Genomic DNA, 26,679 nt, shown 5'->3' on the forward strand with positions numbered 1-26,679 from the left:
TCAGCCCGGCAGTCCGAGTAGCTGTCCCAGGCTGGTCAGCACGGGCGCCTCGGGCCGCTGCCCGGACGGCTCCCGGCCGGGCTGGGACGTCTCGTTGCCGGTCGGCGTCGTGGGTGTGCCGCCGTAGGGCGCGTTCTGCGCACCGCGCACGGCGGTGGCGCTGCCCCGGGCCAGCGCGCAGTACGCCTGGGTGTTGAGCTGCACGGGGCTGGTGTCGGTGCCCTGGCGGATCTTGGTCCCCTCGTAGCCCACGGTGCACGGGGGCGGGTCGAAGACGTTGACGGCCAAGCCGAAGTGGGCGCCGGTGCCGTCGCCCTTCGCCACGCTGAACCCCCCGCCCACGGCGATGGGGTAGGTCACCGCGATCTGCTCCAGGCCGTCCAGCCTGGTCACCAGGATGTTGCCGGTGGTCAGCAGGTTCGCCATGACCACGCCCAGGTTGGGCCCGGACTCCCGGAGCAGCGCGGAGAGCTGTTCGGCCGCCTGGGGTGAGATGCCGATCAGCCGGCGCAGGTCGCCGTCGGAGTTCTTCAGCTCCTCGGCCAGCGCCTTCAAATCCGTGCTGAACGACCGGATCGCGCTGCCCTGGGTCGCCTGGGTGTTGAGCACGATCAGGCCGTCGTTGATCAACGCCTTGGTCTGCGGCAGGTGCTGCGTGGCGGCCTGGGTGAACGTGCGCGTGTTGTCCAGGAGCACCTGGAGGTCGGGGCCGGTCTGGTTGAACGCCTTGTCCAGCTCGTCCACGACGGTGCGCAGCGAGTCGGTCGGGACGGACTTGGCGAACGCGTCCAGGTTGGTCAGCAGGCCGTCGACCGGGGGCGGGGTCTTGGTCGCGGACTTCGGGATGACCGAGCCGGCCGCCAGGTACGGGCCGTCCTCGCCGCGCGGGCGCAGGTCGACGAACTGCTCGCCCACCGCCGAGCGGTTCGCGACCACGGCCTCCAGGTCGGCCGGGATGCGGGGCGCGCTGGGGTCGATGTCCAGGTCGACGTCCAGGCCGTCGGAGGTCAGGCGCATCTCGCCGACCCGGCCGACCGCGACACCCCGGTACGTGACCTCGGCGTTGGTGAACACCCCGCCGGAGTCGGCGAGTTGCAGGGTCACCACGTAGCCGGACGCGCCGAACACCCGCCCCAGGCCCACGTACCGGGCGCCCACGTAGCTCACGCCCACCAGCGCGACCAGCACGAACACGCCGATCTGCAGCTTGACCTTGCCGGGGATCACCGCCGACCACCTCCCAGCAGCCCGCCCAGCAGGTCACCGAGGCCGGTGCCGCCGCCCACGCCGGGCAGCGGCAGGTTGGGCAGCGGCAGCGGCAGGGACGGCGCGTTGCCGTCGATGCCTGGCAGCGTCGGCAGCGGGCTCTGCCGCGACCGGCCCAGGTTGTCCACGATGGCGCCCAGGTTCAGGTCCACGTCGGCGTACAGGTTGGTGTAGTCGCCCTTGATGCCGTCGACCGCCGAGTCCGGGAACGGGTAGGTCAGCAGCAGCTCGAACGCGTTCGGCAGGTTCGTGCCCGCCTCGACCAGCTTCTGCAACGTCGGTGCCAGCGCCTTCAGGTCGGCCACGATGTCGTCCTTCGACCGGTTCACCGTGTCCACGGCGACGTCGGACAGGGCGTCCAGCGACTGGAGCAGGGTCACCAACTGGGCGCGCTGCTCGCTGAGCACCTTCAGGCCGGGCTCCAACCCGTCCAGCACGCCGGTGATCTGCGCGCGCTGCGCGTTGAGCGTCCCGCCGAGCCGGTTGATGCCGTCCAGGGCCCTGGTGATCTCGGTCTTGTGCTCGTCCAGCTCGCCGACCAGCGTGTTCAGGTTGGCCAGCAGCGAGCGGATCTCCGGCTCGTTGCCCTCCAGGGCGGCGTTCAGCTCGCGGCTGATGTTCTGGAGTTGGGCGATGCCGCCGCCGTTGAGCAGCATGGACAGCGCGCCGAAGACCTCTTCCACCTCGGGGTTGCGGTTGGTCCGCTCCACCGGGATGGTCGCGCCGTCGGCGAGCGTGCCCTCCTCGCGGCCCTCGGCGGGCTTGGCCAGCTCCACGTACTTCTCGCCGAGCAGCGCGGACTGGCGCAGCTTGGCGATCGCGTTCGCGGGCAGCCGGACACCGCCGTTGACCAGCACGGTCACCTCGGCGGTCCAGCCGTCGGCGGCCAGGTCGATCCGGTCCACGCGGCCCACCGGCACGTCATCGACCTTCACGCCGGCCTGCGGCACGAGGTCCAGGACGTCCTTGAACTGGACTTTCACCGAGTACGGGTGGTCGCCCACGTCCGCGCCGCCGGGCAGCGGCATGTTGTAGACGCCGTCGAAGCCGCCCGCGCCGCAGCCGGCCAGGAGCAGCCCGGCGGACGCCAGCAGGGCGAGTCGTCTGATCGTCACCGGGGCACCCCCGCGAGCGGCAGGGGCAACGGCACCTTGCCCTGGGACAGGTCGCCGATCACCTCGGCGGGCGTCTTCAACGGCACCGCGCCGGACAGGATCGGCTCAAGCTGCGCGCACGCCTGGGACAGCGGCAACGGCACCCTGCCCGGCTCCACGGACTGCATCAGCTTGCAGACCAGCACGATCGGCGGCTGGTTCAGCTCGTTGATGTCGGCCCGGGTGTCGAGCGTGCCGGACGCCGCGTTGTACGCGTTCTGCAGGTTGCCCAGCGCGAGCGGGGCCACGTCCAGCGTCTCGGCCAGCGCCGCCCGCTGGTCCACCAGCACCTGCGTGATGCCGGTCAGCTTGTCCACGTTGGACTTGATCACCGCGCGGTTGTCGTTGATGAAGCCCTGCACCTGACCCAGTGCGGTGGCCAGCTCGGTCAGCGCGCCCGCCAGGTTCTCCCGCTCGTCGGCGAGGAACCCGGCGACCTCGGCGAGCTGCCGGTTGAAGTCGCGGACCTGGCTGTCGTTCGCGGCCAGCATGCCGGTGAACTTCTGGAGGTTGTCCACGGTGCCGAACAGGTCGTCCTTCGAGCCGGACAGCGTGCGGGTGGCGTCGCCGAGCTGCTTGATGGTGTCGCCGAGCGCCTGGCCGTTGCCGTCGAGGTTCTTCGCCGCCGCGTCGAGCAGGTCCGACAGCGCTCCGTCCTTGTTCGCGCCGTTCGGGCCGAGCGCGGTGGTCAGCTTGTCGAGGCTCGCGTACAGCTCGTCCAGCTCGACCGGGGTCGCGGTGCGCTCGCGCGGGATCATCGCGTTGTCGCCCATGGTCTGCCCACCGGTGTACACGGGGGCAAGCTGCACGTACCGGTCGGACACCACGCTCGGCGCGACCACGACGGCTTGGGCGTCCGCGGGCACCTCGACCGTGCGGTCGATCGACATGGTGACCCTGACCAGCTCGCCCTGCGGCTCGACGTCCTCGATCGACCCGATCCGCACGCCGAGCACCCGCACGTCCGAGCCGGGGTAGACACCCACCGCCGCGCCGAACAGCGCGGTCACCTTGCGGCTGTTCACCCCGGAGAACGCCCACCACATCGCCGCCGCGGCGACGAGCGCGAGCACGCACGCGATCGCCAGGGCCCGTCCGAGGCCACGTCCCACGCGACTGGTCGCCGTCACTTCCCACCCCCGGAAGGAGCCGAGCGCTGCACGCCGGGGGGCAGGCAGCCCTCTTCGTTGAAGCCGACCACGCCCAGGTTCACCGCGGGCGGCAGCAGGCCGCAGATGTAGACGTCGAACCACCGGCCGTTGCCCAGCGTGTTCGCGAAGACCCGGTAGAACGGGGCCATCAGCGCCAGGCCGCGGCTGAGCGTGTCCTGGTTGCGCTGCAACATCGTGGCCACCCGGTCGAGCTGCTCCAGCGCGGGCTTGAGCTGCGCGTTGTTGTCCGCGACCAGGCCGGACAGCTCCTTGGACAGCTCCCGGGTGCCGGTGAGCAGCGCGCCGATCGCGTCCTTGCGCTTGCGCAGCTCGCCGAGCAGCAGGTTGCCGTCGGCCAGCAGCTTCTCGAACTGCTCGTTGCGGTCGGACAGGGTCTGGGTGATCTGCTTGGTGTTGGCCAGCAGCTCCGCGAGCTGCTCGTCGCGCGACGAGATCGTCTTCGACAGCGCGGACAGGCCGTCCAACGCGCCGCGGACGCTGCCCGCCGAGCCCTCGAAGGTCTCCGACAGCACCTGGAAGCTGTCCGCGAGCTGCTTGGTGTCGATCTGGCCGACCGTGGACGCGAGGCCGTTGAACGCCTCCTGCACGTCGTACGGGGACAGCGTGCGGTCGCGCGGGATCGGGTCGCCGGGGTCCAGCGGCTGCGAGCCCTGCGGGTCCAGCGCCAGGAACTTCTGGCCGAGCAGGGTCTTGATGCGGATGGTCGCCGTCGACCGGTCGCCCACCCAGGCGTCCTTCACCCGGAACGACACCAGCACCTTGTCGCCGGCCAGCTCCACCTTGGTGACCTTGCCGACCTTCACGCCCGCGACCCGCACCTCGTTCGCCGGGACCAGGCCCGCGGCCTCGGTGAACTCCGCCGAGTACGTGGTGCCGCCGCTGATGATCGGCAGGTCGTCGGAGTAGAAGGCGGCGAGCAGCAGCAGCGCGATCACGGTCAGGCCGACCGCGCCGACCGTGACGGGGTTCCGCTCTCTTCTCACGGGCGACACCTCGATTGCGTGACCGGCAGCGCCGTGATCGGGATCGGGTCGTTGATCACCGGCGGGACGGCGACCTGCCCGGTGGCCTCGCAGAGGAAGAAGTTGAACCAGGAGCCGTAGGACGCGGTGCGCGCCATGGCCTCGATCTTGTTCGGCAGGCGCTGGATGACGCCCTCCACGATCGCCTCGTTGTCGGCCAGCGTCCGCGACACCAGGCCGAGGTTCGCGATGTCGTCCTTGAGCGGCTGCCGAGCCTCGTCGAGCAGACCCGCCGTGGTGTTGGTCAGGTCGCCCAGCGCGCTGATCGCCTCGCCGATCGGCTGCCGGTCGCCCGCCAGCCCCGTCGTCAGCTCCTGGAGCGTCGTGACCAGCGTCGACACCTGGTCGGTACGGCTGTTCACGGTGTCCAGCACGGCGTTCAGGTTGTCGATGACCTCGCCGATCACCTGGTCGCGCGCGGCCAGCGTCGAGGTCAGCGACGCGGTGTGCCGGAGCAGGCTGTCGATCGTGCCGCCCTCGCCCTGCAGGACCTGGATGATCTCGCTGGAGAGCTGGTTGACGTCCTCCGGGTTCAGCGCCTGGAACAGCGGCTTGAAGCCGTTGAACAGCACGGTCAGGTCCAGCGCGGGTTTGGTGCGCTCCAGCGGGATCACGTCGCCCGCCCGCAGCGCGGACGAGTCGCCCACGCCGTGCTCCAGCGCGATGTACCGCTGGCCCACCAGGTTGCGGTACTTGATGGTCGCGGTCACCGAGGCGGGCAGGGTGCGCTCGCCGTCGATGGAGAACTCGACCTCGGCGATCCGGCGGTCCACCACCGCGATGCCCTCGACCTGGCCGACCCGGACGCCCGCGATGCGGACGTCGTCGCCCTCGTTGAGGGCCGTCACGTCGGTGAACCGGGCGGTGAACGTGGTGGCGCCGTTGAAGTTCACGTTCGAGATGGTCACCGCGAGCATCGTCGTCGCGAGGATCGTGACGGCGGCGAAGATCGCCAGCTTGACCAGCGGCGCGACCAGGGACCTCACACCGTCACCTCCGCTCCCCGGTACAGCGGCCCCAGCAGCAACGCCGTGAAGCTCGGCATCTCCGACTTCCGGACACCGAACTGGGGCGCGAGCAGCGCGGCCAGGAAGTCCTGCTCCTCCGGCGAGTTCGCCAGGCTGGGCGCCTGGAAACCGCCGACCGACGACGGGGACGTGGTGTCGCCCATCGCGTTGAAGCCGGTGGCGGGCGGCAGCACGCCGTCGTTCGCGACCCGCGCGGGCGGCGGCGGCGTCGAACCGTCCTTGACCGCGCCCTCCGGCGGGTACTGCGGGAACGGGTCCGGCCGCGGCACGATGTCGTAGCAGCGCGGGCCGCGCTTGTCGGCGTACTCCGGCTCGTCCTTGCCCGGCTCGTACTTGCCGCGGTTGGCGGTGATCTCCAGCGTGATGTGCAGGCCCGGCTCGTTCGTGCCCTTGCCGAACACCTGGTCCATGATCGGCTTGAACTCGCTCAGGCCCTTGAGCAGGCACGGGTACTCGGGCGCGTACTCGGCCAGCAGCTCCAGCGTCGGCCGCGACACGTCGGCGAGCTGGATCAGGTTGTTCCTGTTCACCGTGACGAAGCTGGTCAGGTCGACCGACGTGGTGGTCAGCGTGCCGTACATGGCCAGCAGCTTGTCCCGCTGGTCGACCAGCGTGCGGCTGGTGACCGTGGCGTCGCTGAGGGCTTGGACGAGGTCGGGCGCGGCGTCGGCGTAGACGTTCGAGACGTCCGCGAGCCGGCTGATGCCCTCCTTGAGCTTGGGCAGTTGCGGGTTCAGCTCGCCGAGGTAGGCGTCGAGCTGCACCAGCGTCTCGCCGAGCGGCTTGCCCCGGTTGTCCAGCGCCTGCGACATCGCGGTCAGCGTGGTGGCCAGCTTCTCCGGCTGCACGGCCTGGAGCACCGGCAGCAGGTCGTCCAGCACCCGTTCCAGCTCGATGGCGCTGCTGGAGCGGTCCTGCTCGATGACGTCGCCCTCGGCCAGGTGGTCGCCCAGGTCGGGCCGCTGCGGCAGCACGAGGTTCACGTACCGCTCGCCGAACAGCGTCTTGGGCAGCAGCCGCGCCGAGACGTTGCCGGGGATGTGCTCGACCTGGTCGGGGCGCAGCGCCAGCTCCAGCTCGGCGCCGTCGCCGGAGGTGCGGATCTGCTTCACCTCGCCGACGATCATGCCCCGGACCTTCACGTCCGAGTCGACCAGCAACTGGTTGCCGACCCGGTCGGTCTTCAGCGTCACCTTCACGACCTTGGTGAAGGCGTCGTTGTACAGCGCCACGGTGAGGGTGAGGAAGAGGGCGATCACCGCGAGGAACACGACGCCCAGGAGCCGTCGCTTCAGCACCATGCCGCCTCCGCCGAGAAGATGGTCATCCGGCGATCCTCACCGTCGTCGTGGTGCCCCAGATCGCCATGCTGAGGAAGAAGTCCAACAGGCTGGTGGTGACGATCGCGGTGCGCACCGCCCGGCCGACCGCGACGCCCACGCCCGCCGGTCCGCCGCTGGCGCGGTAGCCGTAGTAGCAGTGCGTCAGGATGATCACCACGGCGAAGACGAGCACCTTGCCGAACGACCAGAGCACGTCGACCGGGGGTAGGAAGAGGTTGAAGTAGTGGTCGTAGGTGCCGGCCGACTGCCCGTAGAACTCGACGGTGATTATTCGGGCCGCGAGGTAGGAGGTCAGCAGGCCGATCACGTACAGCGGGATGATCGCGATGAAGCCCGCGATGATCCGGGTGGTGACCAGGAACGGCAGGCTGGGGATGCCCATGACCTCCAGCGCGTCGATCTCCTCCGAGATCCGCATCGCGCCGAGCTGGGCGGTGAACCCGGACCCCACCGTGGCCGACAGCGCCAGACCGGCCACCAGCGGCGCGATCTCGCGGGTGTTGAAGTAGGCCGACACGAAGCCCGCGAACGCGGACGTGCCGATCTGGTTCAACGCGGTGAACCCCTGGAGGCCGACCACGGTGCCGGTGAACACCGACAACCCGACCATCACGCCGATCGTGCCGCCGATGACCGCGAGCGCGCCGGAGCCGAAGCTGACCTCGGCCAGCAGCCGCAGCGTCTCCCGCAGGTAGCGGCGCAGCGTGCGGGGCGTCCAGGCGAGCGCGCGCAGGTAGAACCAGAGCTGGTCGCCGAACGTGTCCAGCAGGGACAGCGGGGCGTTGGCCGCCTTCCGGAACCGGCTGTTGACCGTGGCCATCTCAGCTCCCCTTCGCCGGGACGACCTGCAGGTAGATCGTGGTCAGCACGAAGTTCACGAAGAACAGCAGCAGGAACGTGATGACCACGGCCTGGTTCACCGCGTCGCCCACGCCCTTCGGCCCGCCCGCGGGGTTCAGGCCCCGGTAGGCGGCCACGATGCCCGCGATGAAGCCGAAGATCAGCGCTTTGATCTCGGAGATCCACAGGTCGGGTAGCTGCGCGAGGGCGGAGAAGCTGGCGAGGTACGCGCCGGGCGTGCCGTCCTGGAGGATCACGTTGAAGAAGTAGCCGCCCATCACGCCGACGACGCTGACCATGCCGTTGAGCAGCACGGACACCAGCATCGCGGCGAGCACGCGGGGCACCACCAGGCGCTGGATCGGCGAGACGCCCAGCACCTCCATGGCGTCGATCTCCTCGCGGATCTTCCGCGAGCCGAGGTCGGCGCAGATGGCGGAACCGCCCGCGCCCGCGATCAGCAGGGCGGTCACGATGGGGCTGGCCTGCTGGATGATCGCCAGCACGCTCGCCGCGCCGGTGAACGACTGCGCGCCGATCTGCCGGGTCAGCGAACCGATCTGGAGCGCGATGACCGCGCCGAACGGGATCGACACCAGCGCCGTGGGCAGCACCGTCACGCTGACCACGAACCAGCACTGCTGGATGAACTCGCGCACCTGGAACGGGCGCCGGAACGCGTTGCGGGTGACGTCGATGCCGAGCGCGAACATCCGGCCCGTCTCCCGCAGGGCGCCGACGCCGGGGAAGGTCGCCGGCGAACTCACAGCACGCCCCCCTGCCGAGGCCACGGGCTGGGCGTCTGCCGGGTGCCGGGCACCGTCGCCGCGCCGAGGTCGACCCCGGCCAACACCCGGTAGTGCCGCTGCTCGTCAGGCGTGAGACTGGCGATGATCCCCTGCTGCGCTTCGGGCGGCAGCGTGTGGATGATGCTCATGACCCGGTCCTTGCGCCGCCGGACAGCACCACGGGGAGGCAGACCGGGCGTCGGCTCAAGCTGCGGCACGACCCCGCGCACGTCCTCGTCGGGCGGCCCGTCCGCGTGCCCGGCCTCCTTGTGCGCCAGCTCGGCGGCCATCGTGGCCTGGTCCTTCTCCTCGGACATGCCGATGGGCCCGATCCGCCGCCCGTTGAGGAACTGCTCGACCACCGGCTCGTCACTGGTCAACAGCACTTCCCGGGGCCCGAACATGACCAGTTCACGCCGGAACAACATGCCGAGGTTGTCCGGCACGGTGCGCGCCACCGTGATGTTGTGCGTGACGATCAGAATGGTTGCGTCGATCTGCGAATTGAGGTCGATCAACAACTGCGAGAGATAGGCGGTGCGCACCGGGTCGAGCCCGGAATCGGGCTCGTCGCACAAGATGATCTCCGGGTCCAACACCAGCGCCCGAGCCAACCCGGCGCGCTTGCGCATACCGCCGGAAATCTCCCCGGGTAGTTTCTTCTCGGCCCCGACCAGGCCGACCATCTCCATCTTCTCCAGCACGATCCGCCGGACCTCGGCCTCGGTCTTGCGGGTGTGCTCGCGCAGCGGGAACGCGACGTTGTCGAACAGGTTCATCGACCCGAACAACGCGCCGTCCTGGAAGAGGACGCCGAACAGCTTCCGGATCTCGTACAGCTTGTGCTCGGCACAGCGGACGAGGTCGGTGCCATTGATGGTGATCTTGCCGCGCTCGGGCTTCAGCAATCCGACGAGCGACTTCAAGAAGACCGACTTGCCGGTTCCGGACGGACCGAGCATCACGCTGACCTCGCCCGGCGGCAGGGTGAGCGTGACGTCCCGCCAGATGGTCTGCTTGCCGAAGGACTTGGTCAGGCCCTCGACGACCACCTCGACGCCCATCGCACCTCCAGGTCACCGGCCACCACGCCCGACAGCCCCGCGCAGCAGGACGCCATACCCGTGCAACGAGCCCCGCCTGAAGTGGTTACTCCCCAGTTGGGTTAGCGCCGGTAACGGAAACATAACCTTGAGATCCACCCCACACGGCCCTCCGAAGGGCCCCGGATGGCTCTCCGGGACAGCCACGGCGACAAAGAGAGCGCACCCCGATGAGGTCCCCGACAACGAAGAGGGCGGGCACCCCCGATGGGGTGCCCGCCCTCTTCACGAGCCGTTCAAGCATGCGCCAGGGGCGCGAAGATCACTTGAGCGAGATCTTGGCGCCGGCCGCTTCCAGCTTCTCCTTGGCGGCGTCGGCGACGTCCTTCGCCACGTTCTCCAGCAGCGGCTTCGGAGCGGACTCGACCAGCTCCTTCGCCTCCTTCAGGCCCAGACCCGAGACGACCTCGCGGACGACCTTGATGACCTGGATCTTCTTGTCGCCGGCGCCTTCGAGGACGACGGTGAACTCGTCCTTCTCCTCCTCGGCGGGGGCAGCGCCACCGGCGGCCGGGGCAGCGGCGACGGCGACCGGAGCCGCGGCGGTGACCTCGAAGGTCTCCTCGAAGTCCTTCACGAACTTCGACAGCTCCAGGAGGGTCATCTCCTTGAACGCGTCGAGCAGCTCGTCGGTGCTGAGCTTCGCCATGATCGGCGGTCCTTTCTGTCAACGCCCGAACTGCGGCCGGGACGCGGAGTGTGTCGGGTGATCAGCTTTCGGCCGGAGCGTCGGCCTCGGCGGCGGCAGGCGCCTCCGCGGCCTTCTTCTCCTGGAGGGCAGCGGCCAGGCGGGCGACCTGGGAGGCCGGGGCGTTGAACAGACCCGCGGCCTTGGCCAGGTTGCCCTTCATCGCGCCCGCCAGCTTGGCGAGCAGCACCTCACGGGTCTCGAGGTCCGCGATGGCGGTGACCTCGTCGACCGAGAGCGGGCGGCCGTCCATGAAGCCGCCCTTGATGACCAGGGCCTTGTTGTCCTTCGCGAAGTCACGCAGCGCCTTGGCCGCGTCGACCGGCTCGCCTTCGACAAAGGCGATGGCGGTCGGGCCGACGAGCAGGTCTTCCAGACCCGACACGCCGGCATCCTCAGCGGCCCGCTTGACCAGCGTGTTCTTCGCGACGGTGTACGTGGTGCCCGCGCCGAGAGCGCGACGCAGCGTGGTGAGCTGCGCCATGGAGAGGCCACGGTACTCGGTGACGACAGCGGCCGAGCTACCGCGGAACTTGTCCGTGAGCTCGGCGACGGCCGAGACCTTGCTGGGCTTCGCCATGATCGCCTCCTCTCTGGGCTGTGGGTGACCACCGGCCAACCGAAGAGAAGGCATGAAAAACGCCCCGGCGCACAGCAGCACGGGGCGGACGGGTGCTCGCGCACCCAACGAACCTCGTCCTCCTGCGCGGGCCGTTCGCCAAGCGAACCCTTCGTCCCCGCACCCTGGGGGGAGCGGGAAGACCAGCGGTCTTCGGTGGAACCGCTATTCAGGGTACGGGACGTGTCCCGGCGGCTCCAAATCGGCATGATGTGACCCGTGACCGAAGAGCCACCGAGGAACCCGCCGCCCCCGGACCTGGACCCGGAACAGCTCCGGCAGTTCCAGGAGTTCCAACGGTTCCAGGAGTACCAGCGCTTCCAGCAGACCCAGGGCGTCCAAGCCCTCCCACCGGGCACGTCGACCCCGCCGCCGATCGCACCCCCACCCGCCGCGCCGGCCAAGCCCCTGCGCAAGCCCCTGTGGCTGATCCTGTTGGGCAGCAAGGCGTTCCGGCGGCTGATCTACTTGCTGGTGGTGCTGCTCATCCTGTCGATCGCCTACAACCACTACTTCGGCACGAGCGACGAAAGCGGTGAACCGCGCGCCCAGGGCAACCAGGAGCAGGTGGCCCGGATCCCCAAGACGCCCTGGGGCTTGAACGGCACGATCGGCAGGCTGTACCAGCACGTGGGCCACGACATCGCGGACCAGGGCTGCCTCCTGTTCGCGCGCGACGGCGCGGCGAAGAAGAAGTTCGCCGACGCGATCGGCGCACCCGACTGCGAGTCGGCCATCCACATGTTGAAGAAGCAGGTCACGAACGTCGACCAGTACGAGAAGGCCTACCCCGTGGACACCGGGCAGCAGGTGACCAGGGTCGAGGTCTCCTCCTGCGATCTGGACGTGCGCGGCGGTCCTCGCCTCGGGCGGTTCGTGCTGACGAAGCTGGAGCCGAGCGGCGCGTGGGCGATCACCGACTACGAGGCGCAGCCCGCCGACTGCCGCACCGGCTGACCGCCGGACCGACGGACCCGGGCCAGGCAAGGGAAAAGCCCCTCGGCGGGAGGCCGAGGGGCTTTTCCGCTGAGCGGGAGCCGGGTCAGATCGTGGCTTCGTCGGTCAGCAGGTTGCGCGTGCGGTTCGGGTCTACCGGGATGCCCGGGCCCATCGTGGTGGAGACCGTGACCTTCTTCAGGTAGCGGCCCTTCGCCGCGGACGGCTTGGCGCGCAGGATCTCGTCCAGCGCCGCCGCGTAGTTCTCGACCAGCTTCTCCGAGTCGAACGACACCTTGCCGATCACCAGGTGCAGGTTCGCCTGCTTGTCGACGCGAAAGTTGATCTTGCCGCCCTTGATGTCCACCACGGCCTTCGTGACGTCGGGTGTCACGGTGCCGGTCTTCGGGTTCGGCATCAGGCCGCGCGGGCCGAGGATGCGGGCGATGCGGCCGACCTTCGCCATCTGGTCGGGGGTCGCGATCGCGGCGTCGAAGTCGAGCCAGCCACCCTGGATGCGCTCGATCAGATCCTCGGAGCCGACCGCGTCCGCGCCGGCGGCCTCGGCCTCGGCGGCCTTGTCACCGGTCGCGAAGACGATCACGCGGGCGGTCTTGCCCGTACCGTGCGGCAGGTTCACGGTGCCGCGGACCATCTGGTCGGCCTTGCGGGGGTCGACGCCGAGTCGGATGGCGACCTCGACGGTCGCGTCCAGCTTCACCTTGGACGTTTCCTTGGCGAGCTTGGCGGCCTCCAGCGGCGAGTACAGCCGCTCCCGGTCCACCAGCTCGGCAGCGTTCTTGTACGCCTTGCTGCGCTTCATGCTTCTGTCCTTAACAACAGTTGTGGTGACGAGCCAGCGCGTGGCTCTCCCACGGGTTTCGGGAAAGATCAGCCTTCGACCGTGATGCCCATGGAGCGGGCCGTGCCGGCGATGATCTTCGCGGCCTGGTCGACGTCGTTCGCGTTCAGGTCGACCATCTTGGTCTGCGCGATCTCGCGCACCTGGTCCATGGTCACCTTGGCGACCTTGACGCGGTGCGGCTCGCCGCTGCCCTTCTCGACACCGGCGGCCTTGAGGATCAGCTTCGCGGCCGGCGGGGTCTTGAGCTTGAAGTCGAACGAGCGGTCTTCGTACACGGAGATCTCGACGGGCACGACCGTGCCGCGCTGCGACTCGGTCGCCGCGTTGTACGCCTTGCAGAACTCCATGATGTTGACGCCGTGCTGACCCAGCGCGGGGCCGACGGGCGGCGCGGGGTTCGCGGCCCCGGCCTTGATCTGCAGCTTGATGACCGCTGCGAGCTTCTTCTTCTTGGGTGGCATCTCAGTGCTTCCTCATATTGCGGTGTCCGCGCGCGGCCCTGCCGGCCGCAGCGTGGCTGCCGGCCCCTACGCCAGTAGGGACCGGTCAGATCTTGGAGACCTGGCTGAACGACAGCTCGACCGGAGTCTCGCGGCCGAAGATCGACACCAGGACCTTCAGCTTCTGGCCGTCCGCGTTGACCTCGCTGATCGTCGCGGGCAGCGTGGCGAACGGGCCGTCCATGACGGTGACCGACTCGCCGACCTCGAAGTCGACCTCGACGGCCGTCTTCGTCGGGGTGGAAGAGGCCTTCTTGCCCGCGGCCGGCTTCTCCCGCTCGACCTGGGGCAGCAGGAACTTCAGCACCTCGTCGAGGGTCAGCGGCGACGGCTTCGAGGTCGCGCCGACGAAGCCGGTCACGCCCGGCGTGTTGCGCACCGCGCTCCACGAGGCGTCGTTCAGCTCCATCCGGACCAGGATGTAGCCGGGCAGCACCTTGCGCTGCACCTGCTTGCGCTGGCCGTTCTTGATCTCGGTGACTTCCTCGGTCGGCACCTCGACCTGGAAGATGTAGTCCTCCATGTCGAGCGTCTGGATGCGCGTTTCGAGGTTGGTCTTGACCTTGTTCTCGTAGCCCGCGTACGAGTGCACGACGTACCAGTCGCCGGGCGCGTGCCGCAGGGCCTCGCGCATCTCGGCGGCCGGGTCGGCGGGCTCGGCGTCGATCGGGGTCTCGTCGACGACGGCGGCGGACTCGATGTCGCCACCGGATTCGACGTCACCGCCCGACTCGACATCGCCGCCGGACTCGACGGCACCGGACTCGACGGCGGCGGACTCGATGTCGCCGCCCGACTCGACGTCACCGCCGGACTCGACAGCGGGCGCGGATTCCGCGGTGTCCTCCGTCGCCTCGTCCTGCTCGACGTCCTCGACGCCACCGTCGAGGTCCTGCCCGTCGGTCAGGTCGGTCAGCTCCTGGGCGTCAACGCCGTTCTCGGAGGTCACTGTGGGTCTCGCTTCCTTTCATGCATCACGTGCTCCAGCCGCTGCCCTCGGGCGGCGGCGGGTGTTCGACTCAGGCGAACACCTTGAACACGCCCCAGGCGAAGGCCGAATCCAGGCCGAACACCAACGCCACCATGAAGGCCACGAAGACCAACACGACCGAGGTGTAGGTGATCATCTGCTTGCGGGTCGGCCAGATGACCTTCCGCAGCTCGCTGACCACTTCACGGACGTAGCGGACGATCCTCGCGAAGATGCCCGGCCGCTTCTCCTGGTCACCCCTGGCGCGCGTGGGGCGGCCCTTCTTCTCCTCCGCGGCGTCCGAGTCGGCCTCGGAGGGACGTGCGGCGGAGTCCTTGCGACCCGCCGGGCGCACGGAACCGCGGCGCTCGCGGCGTGCAGCGGCGGTGACCGGCCGGGCCGCGCTCTCGCGCTCTTCCGGCTGGTCCTGCTCGCGGCCCTCGCTCATGCCGTCCTCCGCTCACCATCGCGCTTCGACGCAGGGGCGACAGGACTTGAACCTGCAACCTGCGGTTTTGGAGACCGCTGCTCTGCCAGTTGAGCTACACCCCTTTGGGATCCCACGTGGGGAACCCCTGGCTGAGGACGTCTTGCACCCTCCTCACGTGGCTCGTGAGGCAGCGGCTGGACGTTCCCGGACTCGAAGCATACGGCACCGGGTGCCCCTCCTTCCAACCGGCCCGGTCAGCGAGGGTGCCGGGACCAATCGGATTGTGCCGTCTGCCACGATTGGGGCATGGCCTCACCTGAGACGACCTCCGCCCCCGACACCTCCGCGTTCCCCCGGATCTCGAAGCGGATCGGCGGCATCGCCGAGTCCGCGACGCTCGCGGTGGACGCGAAGGCGAAGGCGCTGAAGGCGGCCGGGCGGCCGGTGATCGGCTTCGGTGCGGGCGAGCCCGACTTCCCGACCCCGGAAGCCATCGTCACCGCTGCCCAGGCCGCGTGCGCGGACCCGAAGAACCACCGCTACACGCCCGCCGCCGGCCTGCCCGAGCTGCGGGAAGCCGTAGCCGCCAAGACGCTGCGCGACTCCGGGTATGTCGTGACCGCCGCGCAGGTGCTGATCACCAACGGCGGCAAGCAGGCGGTGTACCAGGCGTTCGCGACCGTCCTGGACCCCGGTGACGAGGTGCTGCTGCCCGCGCCGTACTGGACCACCTACCCCGAGGCGATCACGCTCGCGGGCGGCGTCCCGGTGCAGGTCACGGCGGACGAGTCGGCCGACTACCTGGTGACGGTGACCCAGCTCGAGGCGGCGCGGACCCCGAAGACCAAGGTCCTGCTGCTCTGCTCGCCCTCCAACCCGACCGGCTCGGTGTACTCCCGCGAGCAGATCACCGCGATCGGCGAGTGGGCGCTGGAGCACGGCCTGTGGGTGATCACGGACGAGATCTACGAGCACCTGGTCTACGACGGCGCCGAGCCGGTGTCGCTGCCGGTCGCCGTGCCCGCGATGGCGGACCGGACGATCGTGCTGAACGGCGTGGCGAAGACCTACGCGATGACCGGCTGGCGGGTGGGCTGGCTGATCGGCCCCGCCGACGTCGTCAAGGCCGCCGCGAACCTCCAGTCGCACCTGACCTCCAACGTGGCGAACGTCTCGCAGCGCGCCGCGCTGGAGGCCGTCTCCGGGCCGCTGGACGCCGCGCACGAGATGCGGGCGGCGTTCGACCGGCGGCGACGCACGATCGTGGACCTGCTGTCGGCGATCCCCGGTGTGGAGTGCCCGACGCCGAAGGGCGCGTTCTACGTGTACCCGTCGGTGAAGGCGCTGATCGGCAAGACGCTGCGCGGCACGGAGATCACCGACACGGTGCAGCTCGCGGCGCTGATCCTGGAGCACGCCGAGGTGGCCGTGGTGCCGGGCGAGGCGTTCGGCACGCCGGGCTACCTGCGGCTCTCCTACGCCCTGGGCGACGACGACCTCAAGACCGGCATCACCCGCATGGCCGACCTGCTGGGCGAGATCCCGCTGTAGCAGCCCCCGGACTTGCCGACCCGCTCCGCGCGAGATCCAGCCGTAGCGGCCCCAGGCCCGCCGACCTGCTGGGCGAGATCAAGCCGAAGCAGCTCCCCAGGCCTGCGGTACGACGCTCCCGCACGAGAAGGCGCCCTCCCGAGGGCGCCTTTTCGTCGTCTTTGGACACGTTCCGGTGAAGACCAGTAACCGGAACGCGGGGCCGCTCGATGGTCCGGTCGTCCGGCTCGCCGAGCCGCATCCCTCAAGGAGCGCCCATGGCCTTACCCCAACCGCCGACGACACACCCCCAGCACGCCGCGCCCGTTCCTCCGCAGAACGGGCTCGGCACGGCCGGTTTCGTGCTCGGCCTGCTCGGCCTGCTGTTCAGCTTCCTGCCCGTGATCGGCCTGGTGGCGTGGCCGCTGGTGATCCTGGGCCTCGTCCTGGGCGCGGTGGGCATCGTGCGCGCGAGCAGCGGGCGGGCGACCAACAAGGGCCTCGCCGTGGCCGGCGTGGTGCTCTCCGCCGCCGGTCTGGTCGTCTGCATCCTGTGGGTGGCCGTGTTCAGCAAGGCCGCGAGCGACGCCAAGGGCACCCTGGACGACCTGGAGCAGGCGGCGAACAAGGAGTCCAGGGTCGTCTACGAGATCAGTGGCGACGCGCCGAAGGCGAGCGTGAGCTACACGACCTACAGCGACGGCGGCAGCACCACGAACAAGGAGGACACCACCAAGCTCCCCTGGACGAAGGAGCTGACCGTGAAGGGCTTCTTCAGCGGCGGCTCGCTGACCGCGATGACCGGGGCCGAGGGCGGCACGGTGACCTGCAAGGTCAAGATCGACGGCGTGGAGAAGAGGTCCGAGACCGCAACCGGACCGTTCGCCCAGGCGACCTGCACGAACTTCTCCTGACGCAACCCCTCCGCAACCCTCCGCAGGGCCACTCGGGCGATCGCCCGGGTGGCCCTCTCCTTGCGGAACGTAATCCCAATGGGTGAACTTCGTAACCCTCGGTAGAACTACACCGATGGACTATTCAGATCAACCGTCCAGCACCCGAGGAGACGACACATGGCGGAGGCCGACCTGCCCGGACCCGACGGCCGCCCCGCGCAGCGGTGGCCCGTGCTCGTCGGGGCGGCGGTGCTGGTGCTGGGCGCGCTGGCGCTGGCGGTGTGGGTCGCCAGACCGGCGGACCAGCCGTCCGTCGTGGTCTACGAGGTGTCGGGCGAGACCCGCCGCGCCACCGTCACCTACTCGACGTTCGACGAGCGGGACAGCCCCACCCGGCAGGTCGAGCTGACCACCTTCCCGTGGTACCGGGAGCTGCGCGTGGACGGTGACGTGAGCGACGGCGTGCTGACCGTGACGATCGGCGCGGAGGGCGGCTCGGTGGCGTGCAAGATCAGCGTCGACGGGGTCGAGCGCAAGGCCGCCACCGCCACCGGACCGCTCACCAGCGCGCTGTGCAACGGCTTCTAGAACGGCGTCAGGACAGGCGGACCCGGGCGGACGCGCCGCCGAGCACCGACTTGCCCTCGAACGAGGCCGTCACGTTGACCTTGAACGTCCCGTCCTCCAAGGCCTTGGTGACCTTCCCGGTCACCTCCACCAGCGCGCCCTCGTCGTCGTCGGGCACCGGCACGGGCCGCCCGAACCGCACGCCGTACTCCACGACGGCGCCGGGGTCGCCCGCCCACTCGGTGACGATCCGGCCGGCCAGGCCCATGGTGAGCATCCCGTGCGCGATGACGCCCGGCAGACCCACCCCGGCGGCGAACCGGTCGCTCCAGTGGATCGGGTTGAAGTCGCCGGACGCGCCGGCGTAGCGGACCAGGTCGGCGCGGGTGATGCGGAGCGACAGCGGCGGCAGCTCGTCGCCGACGGTCACGTCTGCGGCGCGGATCACGCGTCCTCCCCCCGGACCACGAGCGTGCAGCGACCGGTGGTCACGCGCTCGCCCTCGTCGGTGCTGACCTCGGCGCGGATGGCGAGCATGTCGTTGCCCATGCGGGACTGGATGCCGTCCACGTGCAGCTCGACCACCAGCCGGTCGCCGGCCGTGATGGGGCGGTGGTGGGTGAACGTCTGGTCGCCGTGCACCACACGGCTGTAGTCCAGGCCCAGCTCGGGGTCGTCCACCAGCACGTCGTTCGCCTTCAGCGACACGATGATCGCGAACGTGGGCGGCGCGATGACGTCCCGGTAACCCGCCGCGCGGGCGACCTCGGGATCACGGTGCACCGGACTGGTCTCGCCGACCGCGTCGGCGAACTCGCGGATCTTCTCGCGTCCCACTTCGTAGGGCGGCGAGGGCGGGTAGACCCGCCCGATGAACGACTGGTCGAGAGGCACCGGAGCAGGCTACGCGACAAGGCCCGCCCCCTAACCGGGGACGGGCCTCGAACCACACGCCGCGAGAAGACCCGCAACCCTCAGCGAGTCTCCTTGTGCGCCCGATGCGTCTTGCAGTTCGGGCAGAACTTCTTGATCTCCAGCCGATCCGGGTCGTTGCGCCGGTTCTTCCTGGTGATGTAGTTCCGGTGCTTGCACTCCTCGCACGCGAGGGTGATCTTCGGGCGTACGTCGGTTGCAGCCACGGCCTTGCCTTCCTAGAGCACATGGAACCCGAAACCCCAGTACGGGCTTACCGCCTGGCGGGCACAACACCGAGGGACGAAGCCCCTCGGTAACACCACCCCACCGACCAGGTCGACCACCGATCAACGGACAGCCAACCGACGCCGCCGGGGGTTCCAAGGGGGCAAGCCCCCTTGGGCGGGGTCCGGGGGCCGCGCCCCCGGTGTGATGCGGAGCGAGCAGGTCCGCGCGTTCCGCGGACACAGTTCACCCCTCGCGTAGCGGTGGCCGGACTTGAACCGGCGACACAGCGATTATGAGCCGCTTGCTCTACCAACTGAGCTACACCGCTTTACACAACACGGCCGCGATGCCAGTGCACCGCGGCCAAGTCGTGGAGCCCCTTTACGGAATCGAACCGTAGACCTTCTCCTTACCATGGAGACGCTCTGCCGACTGAGCTAAAGGGGCTTGCTCTCTTGTTCTTGCGGAGCGAGGAGAACTCTACACAACGCAAGGGGCGCTTGTGAAATCGGGGGTCCTGCTCAGTGGACCAAGGTGAGCACCGTCTCATCGCGGGCACCCCTGACCTGCACCGTTCGCGCCCGCAGCCACGCCTCGAAGCGCTCCTCGGACAGCGGCCGGGAGATCAGGTAGCCCTGCGCCACGTCGCAGCCCATGGACACGAGCTGGTCCCGCGCGGCGTCGTCCTCGACGCCTTCGGCGACCACGGTGAGGCTCAGCGAGTGGCCCAGCTCGACGATCGACCGCACCACGGCCATGTCGCCGAGGTCGGTGCCCATGCCGAGCACGAAGCTCTTGTCGATCTTCACCTCGTCCACCGGGAGCTGCCGCAGGTAGGCCAGCGACGAGTAGCCGGTGCCGAAGTCGTCCACGGCGAGCACGACGCCCATGGTGTGCAGCCGCCGCAGCACGGGCAGCGCCCGCTCGGGGTCGGCCATCACGCCGGACTCGGTCAGCTCGAAGGTCAGCAGCTCCGGCGGCACGTCGTGCCGGGTCAGCGCCGCCGCCACGCGGTCCGGGAACTCCTCGTCGGCCAGCGTCCGCACGGACAGGTTGACCGCGATGGACATCCGCAGCCCGCGGTCGATCCAGCGGCGGACCCGTTCCAGGGCCTTGTCCATCACGAAGTCGGTCAGCACGTCGACCAGGCCGGTGGCCTCGACGGCGGGCACGAACTCGTCCGGGTCGACGCGGCCGAACTCCGGGTGCTTCCACCGCACCAGCGCTTCCGCGCCGACCACCTGCCTGCTCGGCAGCGCGACCTTCGGCTGGTAGTGCACCGACACCTGGCCGGTCTCCAGCGCCGACCGGAACTGGGTGACGAGCTGGAACCGGCGCAGGAAGATCTGGCCCATGCTCGGCGCGTACGCCCGCAGCGGCTCGCCCTCGCTGGTCGCCCGCACGGCCACGTCGGCGCGCTGGAGCAGGGCGTCCGGGTCGGGGTCCTCGATCTCGCAGTTCGCCGTGGACGCCCAGCCGGCCACCGCGCCCGCCTCGACGGTGAGCCGGTCCACCGGGTACGGCACGGACAGCGCGGCCCGCAGGCGTTCGGCGATCTCCTGGATGCGCTCGGCCTGTCGGTCGAGCAGCAGGGCGGCGAACGCCCCGCCTTCCAGCCGGGCCAGCGGCACCTCGGGGCCGAGTTCGTCGCGCAGCCGGCGGCCGGCCGCGACCACCATCCGGTTGCCCCACGCCTGGCCGAGCGCGTCGGACACGGTGGACAGCACGTCGAGGTCGATCCGCACCACCACCGACGTGCCGGCCTGCCGCATCGGCTCGCTCGCGGCCTCCCGGAGGCCGGGCCGGTTGAGCAGGCCGGTCAGCGGGTCGTGGTAGGCGTCGTGCCGGAGCCGGGCGAGCAGCCGCCGGTTGTCCACGGCGGTCGAGAGGTGGCTGGCGAGCGTGCGGAGAAGCTGGAGGTCGGCCTTGCCGAAGCCGCGCCACCGGCTGAGCCGGTCGTGCACCTCGACCGCGCCGAGTAGCTGGGTCGCGCCGCGCAGCGGCACCACCAGCGCTTCCTGCGCGTCGCGGCGGGACAGCGCCTCGGACACGTCCTCGCCGGCGTCGACGATGCGGCAGTACCGCACCTGCGAGCCGGGCAGTTGCAGGAGTGCGTCCTCACGGAGTTGGCGCGGGTCGTCGCGGCGCATGCCGGGCGGCAGCGGCTCGCCCGCGACCAGCGTGCGCATCGGCGCCTGCGGGTCGGTGCGCAGCCGGAGCACCACGCGGTTGGCGTTGAGCTGCTCGCGGATGCGCTCGGCGATCAACTGCCACTCGTCGTCGTCCTCGGCCTGCCCGTCGCCGCTGTCCGGCGTCGCGCCGCGCGGACCGGTGGCGTGCCGTCCCGAACGGGCGACCCGCAGCGAGACCTCGCTCAGCGCCTCCAGGTCGCGCTGTTCGCGCAACAGCCCGGAGTACGCGAGGTAGATGGCGGTGATACCGGTGAACACGAGGGCGATCAGCAGCCCGCCCCACGGCGCCTTGGTCGCGATCTCGTAGCCCGCCAGGCCGGCGGAGGTGTTCAGCAGCGCCACGACCAGCGTCTGGAGCACCAGCCGCAGGCTCGGCGCGACCCGCATGCCCTTGCCCATCAGCCGCAACGCGGCCAGCCCGAGCACGCTGGCCAGCAGCGGCACCGCGATGGTGCCGAGGAACGCGCCGGCCCAGAACGGCCCGCTGTCGCCGACGAACTGCTTGACGGAGTGGGCGACCGCGAAGGCCACCGATATCTCCATGAACATCAGGCCCGCGTTGTAGACCGCTCGGTCCAGCACTCGCCGACCCAACAGCGTGCCGACGCCCGCGACGACGTGCGCCGCCAGCACCACTTCGAACGGCGCGACCAGCAGGCCGAGCACGAGCGGGATCTCGGTGAACGAGATGGTCCACGCCACGCCGCTGCGCACGTCCACGTTGATGGCCAACTGCTCGGCCAGCAGGAACCCGACCACCAGCAGCGGGCCGGTCAGCAGCAGGTTGCCCGGGTCGGCCCTCGGCAGCCACATCCCGACGGCCAACGCGGACAGTCCACCCGCCACGAGGAGCAGGTAGGCGAACACGCTGAACGCGCGGTTCGTGGACCGGGACGGCGCGTTCGACGCCGTGGCCGACGCGTGGTCGGACATCCAGCCTCCTCGTCGGCCGTCGTCGCGGTCGGCCGGGTCGCGGCCCACGAACTCCTGGCGTGACTGAGGGGCCCCGAACACCGACCGAGACCCCTCCAGGGTTGTCAATGTACCCCGGTTGGGCGACGAAATGGCAGGTCGATGAGCCGATTACCACGACAAGTAACAACACGACTCACACGATCAGCTCTCCGGCCAGCACCGTCACCGCCTGCCCGGCGAGCCGCACCCGATCACCCGCCAAGGTCGCCCGGACCCGCCCGCCGCGCGGCGAGGCCTGCTCGGCGAGCAGTTCAGCGCGGCCCAGCCGCGGCGCCCACCACGAGGCGAGCGTGCAGTGCGCGGAACCGGTCACCGAGTCCTCCGCAACCCCGTACGACGGGTAGAAACAGCGGCTCACGACGTCCAGGCCGGGCCGGTCGCCGGGCGCGGTGACGATCACGCCGCGCCCCGGCACCTCGCTCAGCGCGGCGTGGTCGGGGCGCAGCGCGCGGACCTCGGCGGCGCTCGCGGCCTCCACGAGGACGTCCGACACGGCCTGCGCGACGGCCCGCACGGTGACGCCCGGCAGGCCCGCCCGGAGCGGCGTTGTGATCTCGATCGGCTGAGCCGGATCGGCCGGGAAGTCCATCTCGACCCAGCCCTCGTGGGACGTGCAGGTGAGGAGGCCGCTGCGGGTGCTGAAGGTGCGGTCGCCGGCCAGGACGTGCGCGGCGGCCAGCGTCGCGTGCCCGCACAGGTCGACCTCGGCGACCGGGGTGAACCAGCGCAGCGGCAGTGGGCCGTCGTCGGCGAGCCGCACGAAGGCCGTCTCGGCGTGCTTCATCTCGGCCGCGACCGACTGCATCCAGTGGTCGTCGGCCGGCTCGTCCAGCAGCACGACGCCCGCGGGGTTGCCCGCGAACGCCCGATCGGTGAAGGCGTCGACCACGTAGATCCGCACCCTGGCAGGTTACGTTCAGGTATGGACTCGTTGCTGCCGGCAGTCAACCCAGTGGACGACCCCTACGCGTTCGCCGAGCTGTCCCCGGACGCGTTGAACGCCACCTGGAGCGCGCTGCGGACCCACTCGCTGACCTGGCACCCCGCCGCCGACCTGGACGACCAGTTGCGGCACTGGGCGCTGACCGGGACCGGGGATCCCGAGACGGCGGCGCTGGTGACCGTGCCGAGCCGGGCCGTGGAGGCGGCGGACGTCCTGGTCCGGCACGGCTTCGCGCCCCTGCTGGTGATCGCGGCGCGGCGCGCGGGCCGGCCCGGCGGACGGCCGTCGTCCGACGTGCGCATCCGGCCGGTGACGCCGGGCGACGTCGACGTGGCGGTGTCGATCAACGTGGAGACGATCCGGTACGACGCCAAGTTCGGGATGGTCAACGAGCGCCCGTCGACCGCCGACCGGCTGCGCGAGCACATCGAGTCCCGGCTGTCGTGGGACGACCCCGGCCTGTGCCTGGCGGAACGGGACGGTGAACCGGTCGGACTGCTCTATTACGACCTGCCGCCGCACTCGGACCGGATGGCCGGCCGGACGTCCGCGTCACCTGTCGCGTACCTCGGGCTGCTCGGGGTCCGGGAGGCGGTCCGGGGCGGCGGCGTGGGCAGCGCCCTGGTGGCGCACGCGCACCGCCGGCTGGACGAGGCGGGCGTCGCCGTGACCCTGCTGCACCACGCCCTGCCCAACCCGCGCTCGACGCCGTTCTGGTACTCCCACGGCTACCGTCCACTGTGGACGACGTGGCAACGCCGCCCCGCCCGCGCCTAGCCGGGCCGCACGGCTAGGCGGTGACCAGCTCCTGCCGCACGTCGAGGTCCCGACGAAGGCCGTCGCGGATCACGTCCAGGCACTCGCGGGCCTTCCCGGCGGCCAGGTGCTGAGCCGCGCCACTGCCCACGGCTTCCCGGATCACGAGCCAGGCCGAGGCGTCGTCCTCGCGGACCGCGGTGAGCAGCTCGCCCGGCTCGGGATAGGGGTGCAGGGCGATGCGCTCGGCGTGGCCGCGCAGGTCGCGCAGCGTGTCACGGTCGACAGCGCCGGTCCGGGCGACCCGTTCGAGCTTGGCGGGCAGGTCGACGGAGATCAGCTCGGTAGCCGACAGCGGCCCGAAGTTGAGCACCGCGTTGAGCCCGTATTCGAGGTCGTCGGCGGCGTTGAGCAACTCCCGCAACCGGTTGCGCTGCTGAACATCCGGGGTCTGCCGGCTCGCCGGAGCCCACGCCGCTCTCCGAACCCGGACGACCGCGCCTAGGACGACACCGACGACGAGGGCGGCCAGGACGATCCAGAAGTCGCTCATGGGTTCGAGTCTCGCCCCCGCCGGGCGGCCCCACGGCCGGTATACGGCGGCAGGACCCTTCCCAGCGCCGAGAGGTCGGGTCGACTTCGGTTCGACCGAACAGCCCAACCGATCGGCGCGGCGACGTGACCCGAACGGTCGTGTGGACCAGAGTGGGTGAATCGGCCGGCGAACCGGTTTACCACCCGTTCGGAGGGTACTCAGCGGACGGGTCGAGACCTCCTACAGGACAAGGGGACAGGACGGAAGGACAAGGCGAGGGGGTCGCCATGATCATCACGAAGGAACTCTCCGGCCGGGCGAAGGCCATGCTGCGCGCGGTGGCGGCGGGCAGGGGCCAACTGTCGGGCGGCCGGGAACCGGACCTCTACGTCGACGGCCTGCCGTGCTGCGACCGGACCGCAACCCACGACCTCGTCCACGGAGGCCTCCTGCGCGCCCGGCGCGCGGTGAGCCTGGACGAGCGGACGGACGCGGAGCTGACGGACTTGGGACGAGCTGCCCTCGCGTAACCCTCGAACATACGTTCGACATGGGTTATGCTGTGACGTGGGGCCGGCACGCAAGCGAGAGGAAGCGCTTGCGCGTCGGCCTCACCTTCCGCACAGGCCGGCACCGGAACACCGACGCGCCCGAACGCGACTTCGGCACGCCCTCGGTACAGCCACCCGTAGAACTCCGGATTCGACCGGACACCGCCGGACAGCACAAAGAAAGCCCCCGTGACCTGTCTCCCTGGTCACGGGGGCTTTCCTGGTGTTGTGGCGGGTAGAGGATTCGAACCTCTGTAGCTTTCGCGACGGATTTACAGTCCGCTCCCATTGGCCGCTCGGGCAACCCGCCCCGCTCCCGGCACTGCCGGGTGCGGAGGAGAGAATACATAGGCCCACGCGGCCCCCCGCAACCGGGATACCCCGGTAGGCTGCCAGGCGGTTCCAGACACACCTACGCGGAGGTACCGGGCACGTGGCAGACCCGTCGTTCGACGTGGTGAGCAAGGTCGACCGGCAGGAAGTCGACAACGCGCTCAACCAGGCCGCCAAGGAGCTGAGCACCCGGTTCGACTTCCGGGGCACCGGCACCCAGGTGGCGTGGGCGGGCGAGGAGGCGATCTCCTTCCAGTCCGAGACGGAGGAGCGCTGCCGTGCGGCGATCGACGTCTTCCAGGAGAAGCTGGTCAAGCGCGGCATCTCGATGAAGGCGTTCGAGGTCGGCGAGCCCGCCGTCTCCGGCAAGGTGTACAAGGTCACCGGCAACGTGGTCCAGGGCATCTCCAGCGAGAAGGCCAAGGAGATCGCCAAGAAGGTCCGCGACGAAGCGCCCAAGGGCGTGCAGGCGCAGATCCAGGGCGACCAGTTGCGCATCTCGGGCAAGAAGAAGGACCACCTGCAGGACGTCATCACGCTGCTCAAGAACTCCGACTTCGGGATCGCCCTCCAGTTCACCAACTACCGATGAAGGGCATCATCCTGGCGGGCGGGAGCGGCACCCGGCTGCACCCGATCACCCAGGCCGTGTCGAAGCAGTTACTCCCGGTGTACGACAAGCCGATGGTCTACTACCCGCTGTCGGTGTTGATGCTGGCCGGCATCCGGGACGTGCTGCTCATCTCGACGCCGGTCGACCTGCCGCTGTTCCGCCGGCTCCTCGGCGACGGCACGCAGTTCGGCCTCCGCATCGAGTACGCCGAGCAGGCTCAGCCGAACGGCCTGGCGGAGGCGTTCGTCATCGGCGCGGACTTCGTCGGCGACGACGACGTGTCCCTCGTGCTGGGCGACAACATCTTCTACGGCCAGGGCTTCTCGAAGGTCCTCCAGCACCACGCGGCGACGCTGGACGGCTGCGTGCTGTTCGGCTACCCGGTGCGCGACCCCGAGCGCTACGGCGTGGGCGAGGTCGACGCGGACGGCCGGCTGGTCTCCATCGAGGAGAAGCCCGCGCGGCCGAAGTCCAACAAGGCGATCACCGGCCTGTACTTCTACGACAACCAGGTCGTGGAGATCGCCCGCGCCCTGAAGCCGTCGCCGCGCGGCGAGCTGGAGATCACCGACGTCAACCTGGCCTACCTGCGCGAGGGCCGTGCGCACCTGGTGGACCTGGGCCGCGGCTTCGCCTGGCTGGACACCGGCACGCACGACTCGCTGCTGGAGGCCGGCCAGTTCGTGCAGGTGCTGGAGCACCGGCAGGGCGTGCGCATCGCGTGCCCGGAGGAGATCGCGCTGCGGATGGGCTTCATCACCGCGGACGAGTGCTACGCGCTGGGCGAGAAGCTGGCGAAGTCCGGTTACGGCCAGTACCTGATGAACGTGGCCCGCGAGGTCCGCTGAACCTCCCGTCGGGGAGCCACCGACCCCGGCCGGTGGCTCCCGGCCTGCTCGGCGCACCTGTTCAGCACCTGCT

At 70.0% G+C, this 26,679-nt stretch carries 29 protein-coding genes and 4 tRNA genes; 8 read left to right on the top strand and 25 right to left on the bottom strand.

Annotated features, from left to right (window positions below; genetic code table 11):
* The 11 genes from ACQPZF_RS39175 to rplJ form a co-directional block, all read right to left on the bottom strand.
* On the bottom strand, positions 1-1,227 hold the full coding sequence (locus ACQPZF_RS39175) for an MCE family protein (protein ID WP_433265860.1): 1,227 nt from the start codon (positions 1,225-1,227) through the stop codon (positions 1-3).
* Positions 1,224-2,375, bottom strand: coding sequence for an MCE family protein (locus ACQPZF_RS39180; RefSeq protein ID WP_433274924.1), 1,152 nt, complete (start codon positions 2,373-2,375; stop codon positions 1,224-1,226). The genes ACQPZF_RS39175 and ACQPZF_RS39180 overlap by 4 nt, the downstream gene beginning before the upstream one ends.
* A gap of 2 nt (positions 2,376-2,377) precedes the next feature.
* A complete protein-coding gene (locus ACQPZF_RS39185; RefSeq protein ID WP_433265862.1) occupies positions 2,378-3,550 on the bottom strand; it encodes an MCE family protein in 1,173 nt (390 codons plus the stop codon).
* Positions 3,547-4,575: an MCE family protein gene (locus ACQPZF_RS39190; protein WP_433265864.1), complete on the bottom strand. Its 1,029-nt coding sequence runs from the start codon at positions 4,573-4,575 to the stop codon at positions 3,547-3,549. Before ACQPZF_RS39190 ends, ACQPZF_RS39185 begins: the two co-directional genes overlap by 4 nt.
* On the bottom strand, positions 4,572-5,600 hold the full coding sequence (locus tag ACQPZF_RS39195; RefSeq protein ID WP_433265865.1) for an MCE family protein: 1,029 nt from the start codon (positions 5,598-5,600) through the stop codon (positions 4,572-4,574). Before ACQPZF_RS39195 ends, ACQPZF_RS39190 begins: the two co-directional genes overlap by 4 nt.
* Entirely contained in the window at positions 5,597-6,943 is a 1,347-nt protein-coding gene (locus tag ACQPZF_RS39200; protein ID WP_433265867.1) for an MCE family protein, read from the bottom strand. The genes ACQPZF_RS39195 and ACQPZF_RS39200 overlap by 4 nt, the downstream gene beginning before the upstream one ends.
* Positions 6,944-6,965: 22 nt before the next feature.
* Positions 6,966-7,805 (bottom strand): MlaE family ABC transporter permease, encoded by an 840-nt coding sequence (locus ACQPZF_RS39205; protein WP_433265869.1) that lies wholly within the window; start codon positions 7,803-7,805, stop codon positions 6,966-6,968.
* Between the two features lies 1 nt (position 7,806).
* Complete coding sequence (locus ACQPZF_RS39210) at positions 7,807-8,538, bottom strand: MlaE family ABC transporter permease (RefSeq protein WP_433274926.1); 732 nt, start codon at positions 8,536-8,538, stop codon at positions 7,807-7,809.
* A 50-nt stretch (positions 8,539-8,588) separates the two neighbouring features.
* Positions 8,589-9,677 carry an ABC transporter ATP-binding protein gene (locus ACQPZF_RS39215; RefSeq protein WP_433265871.1) on the bottom strand — a complete coding sequence of 363 codons (1,089 nt, stop codon included), beginning with the start codon at positions 9,675-9,677 and terminating at the stop codon, positions 8,589-8,591.
* A 301-nt stretch (positions 9,678-9,978) separates the two neighbouring features.
* Positions 9,979-10,365, bottom strand: a complete 387-nt coding sequence (rplL, locus tag ACQPZF_RS39220; RefSeq protein ID WP_433265872.1) for a 50S ribosomal protein L7/L12 — start codon at positions 10,363-10,365, stop codon at positions 9,979-9,981.
* A 61-nt stretch (positions 10,366-10,426) separates the two neighbouring features.
* Positions 10,427-10,984 (bottom strand): 50S ribosomal protein L10, encoded by a 558-nt coding sequence (gene rplJ / locus ACQPZF_RS39225; RefSeq protein WP_433265874.1) that lies wholly within the window; start codon positions 10,982-10,984, stop codon positions 10,427-10,429.
* A gap of 258 nt (positions 10,985-11,242) precedes the next feature.
* Here rplJ and ACQPZF_RS39230 point away from each other — a divergent pair, with 258 nt between their 5' ends.
* On the top strand, positions 11,243-11,980 hold the full coding sequence (locus tag ACQPZF_RS39230) for a hypothetical protein (protein ID WP_433265876.1): 738 nt from the start codon (positions 11,243-11,245) through the stop codon (positions 11,978-11,980).
* 85 nt (positions 11,981-12,065) lie between these two features.
* Here ACQPZF_RS39230 and rplA read toward each other — a convergent pair whose 3' ends face one another.
* The 5 genes from rplA to ACQPZF_RS39255 form a co-directional block, all read right to left on the bottom strand.
* A complete protein-coding gene (rplA, locus tag ACQPZF_RS39235) occupies positions 12,066-12,782 on the bottom strand; it encodes a 50S ribosomal protein L1 (protein ID WP_433265878.1) in 717 nt (238 codons plus the stop codon).
* A 68-nt stretch (positions 12,783-12,850) separates the two neighbouring features.
* Positions 12,851-13,285 carry a 50S ribosomal protein L11 gene (gene rplK / locus ACQPZF_RS39240; RefSeq protein WP_184689328.1) on the bottom strand — a complete coding sequence of 145 codons (435 nt, stop codon included), beginning with the start codon at positions 13,283-13,285 and terminating at the stop codon, positions 12,851-12,853.
* Between the two features lie 85 nt (positions 13,286-13,370).
* The gene (gene nusG, locus ACQPZF_RS39245; protein ID WP_433265880.1) at positions 13,371-14,273 is read right to left on the bottom strand and encodes a transcription termination/antitermination protein NusG; all 903 of its coding nucleotides are present in this window, start codon (positions 14,271-14,273) and stop codon (positions 13,371-13,373) included.
* 70 nt (positions 14,274-14,343) lie between these two features.
* Positions 14,344-14,742: a preprotein translocase subunit SecE gene (gene secE, locus ACQPZF_RS39250; protein ID WP_433265882.1), complete on the bottom strand. Its 399-nt coding sequence runs from the start codon at positions 14,740-14,742 to the stop codon at positions 14,344-14,346.
* A 31-nt stretch (positions 14,743-14,773) separates the two neighbouring features.
* Positions 14,774-14,846, bottom strand: a tRNA-Trp gene (locus tag ACQPZF_RS39255).
* Between the two features lie 184 nt (positions 14,847-15,030).
* Between ACQPZF_RS39255 and ACQPZF_RS39260 the strand changes: the two genes are divergently transcribed.
* The 3 genes from ACQPZF_RS39260 (at position 15,031) to ACQPZF_RS39270 (ending at position 17,738) form a co-directional block, all read left to right on the top strand.
* A complete protein-coding gene (locus ACQPZF_RS39260; RefSeq protein ID WP_433265884.1) occupies positions 15,031-16,275 on the top strand; it encodes a pyridoxal phosphate-dependent aminotransferase in 1,245 nt (414 codons plus the stop codon).
* A gap of 257 nt (positions 16,276-16,532) precedes the next feature.
* Positions 16,533-17,168 carry an MmpS family transport accessory protein gene (locus ACQPZF_RS39265; protein WP_433265886.1) on the top strand — a complete coding sequence of 212 codons (636 nt, stop codon included), beginning with the start codon at positions 16,533-16,535 and terminating at the stop codon, positions 17,166-17,168.
* Between the two features lie 159 nt (positions 17,169-17,327).
* Positions 17,328-17,738 carry an MmpS family transport accessory protein gene (locus ACQPZF_RS39270; protein WP_433265888.1) on the top strand — a complete coding sequence of 137 codons (411 nt, stop codon included), beginning with the start codon at positions 17,328-17,330 and terminating at the stop codon, positions 17,736-17,738.
* 7 nt (positions 17,739-17,745) lie between these two features.
* Here the strand turns inward: ACQPZF_RS39270 and ACQPZF_RS39275 are convergent, their stop codons facing one another.
* The 7 genes from ACQPZF_RS39275 to ACQPZF_RS39305 form a co-directional block, all read right to left on the bottom strand.
* Positions 17,746-18,165 carry a MaoC/PaaZ C-terminal domain-containing protein gene (locus tag ACQPZF_RS39275; protein ID WP_433265890.1) on the bottom strand — a complete coding sequence of 140 codons (420 nt, stop codon included), beginning with the start codon at positions 18,163-18,165 and terminating at the stop codon, positions 17,746-17,748.
* The gene (locus ACQPZF_RS39280) at positions 18,162-18,611 is read right to left on the bottom strand and encodes an FAS1-like dehydratase domain-containing protein (RefSeq protein WP_433265892.1); all 450 of its coding nucleotides are present in this window, start codon (positions 18,609-18,611) and stop codon (positions 18,162-18,164) included. Before ACQPZF_RS39280 ends, ACQPZF_RS39275 begins: the two co-directional genes overlap by 4 nt.
* Positions 18,612-18,691: 80 nt before the next feature.
* Entirely contained in the window at positions 18,692-18,856 is a 165-nt protein-coding gene (rpmG, locus tag ACQPZF_RS39285) for a 50S ribosomal protein L33 (protein ID WP_015105301.1), read from the bottom strand.
* Between the two features lie 259 nt (positions 18,857-19,115).
* Positions 19,116-19,188 (bottom strand) — tRNA-Met (locus tag ACQPZF_RS39290).
* A 43-nt stretch (positions 19,189-19,231) separates the two neighbouring features.
* A tRNA-Thr gene (locus tag ACQPZF_RS39295) sits at positions 19,232-19,307 on the bottom strand.
* A gap of 74 nt (positions 19,308-19,381) precedes the next feature.
* Positions 19,382-21,985, bottom strand: a complete 2,604-nt coding sequence (locus ACQPZF_RS39300; protein WP_433265894.1) for a putative bifunctional diguanylate cyclase/phosphodiesterase — start codon at positions 21,983-21,985, stop codon at positions 19,382-19,384.
* A 175-nt stretch (positions 21,986-22,160) separates the two neighbouring features.
* Positions 22,161-22,928: a PhzF family phenazine biosynthesis protein gene (locus ACQPZF_RS39305; RefSeq protein ID WP_433265896.1), complete on the bottom strand. Its 768-nt coding sequence runs from the start codon at positions 22,926-22,928 to the stop codon at positions 22,161-22,163.
* A gap of 21 nt (positions 22,929-22,949) precedes the next feature.
* Between ACQPZF_RS39305 and ACQPZF_RS39310 the strand changes: the two genes are divergently transcribed.
* A complete protein-coding gene (locus ACQPZF_RS39310) occupies positions 22,950-23,747 on the top strand; it encodes a GNAT family N-acetyltransferase (RefSeq protein WP_433265898.1) in 798 nt (265 codons plus the stop codon).
* Between the two features lie 13 nt (positions 23,748-23,760).
* On the opposite strand, the gene ACQPZF_RS39315 is transcribed toward ACQPZF_RS39310, so the two are convergent.
* Positions 23,761-24,279: a hypothetical protein gene (locus ACQPZF_RS39315; protein ID WP_433265900.1), complete on the bottom strand. Its 519-nt coding sequence runs from the start codon at positions 24,277-24,279 to the stop codon at positions 23,761-23,763.
* A 269-nt stretch (positions 24,280-24,548) separates the two neighbouring features.
* Here ACQPZF_RS39315 and ACQPZF_RS39320 point away from each other — a divergent pair, with 269 nt between their 5' ends.
* Positions 24,549-24,791 (top strand): hypothetical protein, encoded by a 243-nt coding sequence (locus tag ACQPZF_RS39320; protein ID WP_433265902.1) that lies wholly within the window; start codon positions 24,549-24,551, stop codon positions 24,789-24,791.
* A gap of 250 nt (positions 24,792-25,041) precedes the next feature.
* Here ACQPZF_RS39320 and ACQPZF_RS39325 read toward each other — a convergent pair.
* Positions 25,042-25,122 (bottom strand) — tRNA-Tyr (locus tag ACQPZF_RS39325).
* Between the two features lie 123 nt (positions 25,123-25,245).
* Here ACQPZF_RS39325 and ACQPZF_RS39330 point away from each other — a divergent pair.
* Positions 25,246-25,737, top strand: coding sequence for a YajQ family cyclic di-GMP-binding protein (locus ACQPZF_RS39330; RefSeq protein WP_433265904.1), 492 nt, complete (start codon positions 25,246-25,248; stop codon positions 25,735-25,737).
* Positions 25,734-26,606, top strand: coding sequence for a glucose-1-phosphate thymidylyltransferase RfbA (gene rfbA, locus ACQPZF_RS39335; protein ID WP_433265906.1), 873 nt, complete (start codon positions 25,734-25,736; stop codon positions 26,604-26,606). The genes ACQPZF_RS39330 and rfbA overlap by 4 nt, the downstream gene beginning before the upstream one ends.
* Positions 26,607-26,679 lie beyond the last annotated feature (73 nt).

The sequence above is a fragment of the Actinosynnema sp. CS-041913 genome, assembly GCF_050942485.1.
In the GTDB taxonomy this organism is placed as follows: Bacteria; Actinomycetota; Actinomycetes; order Mycobacteriales; family Pseudonocardiaceae; genus Actinosynnema.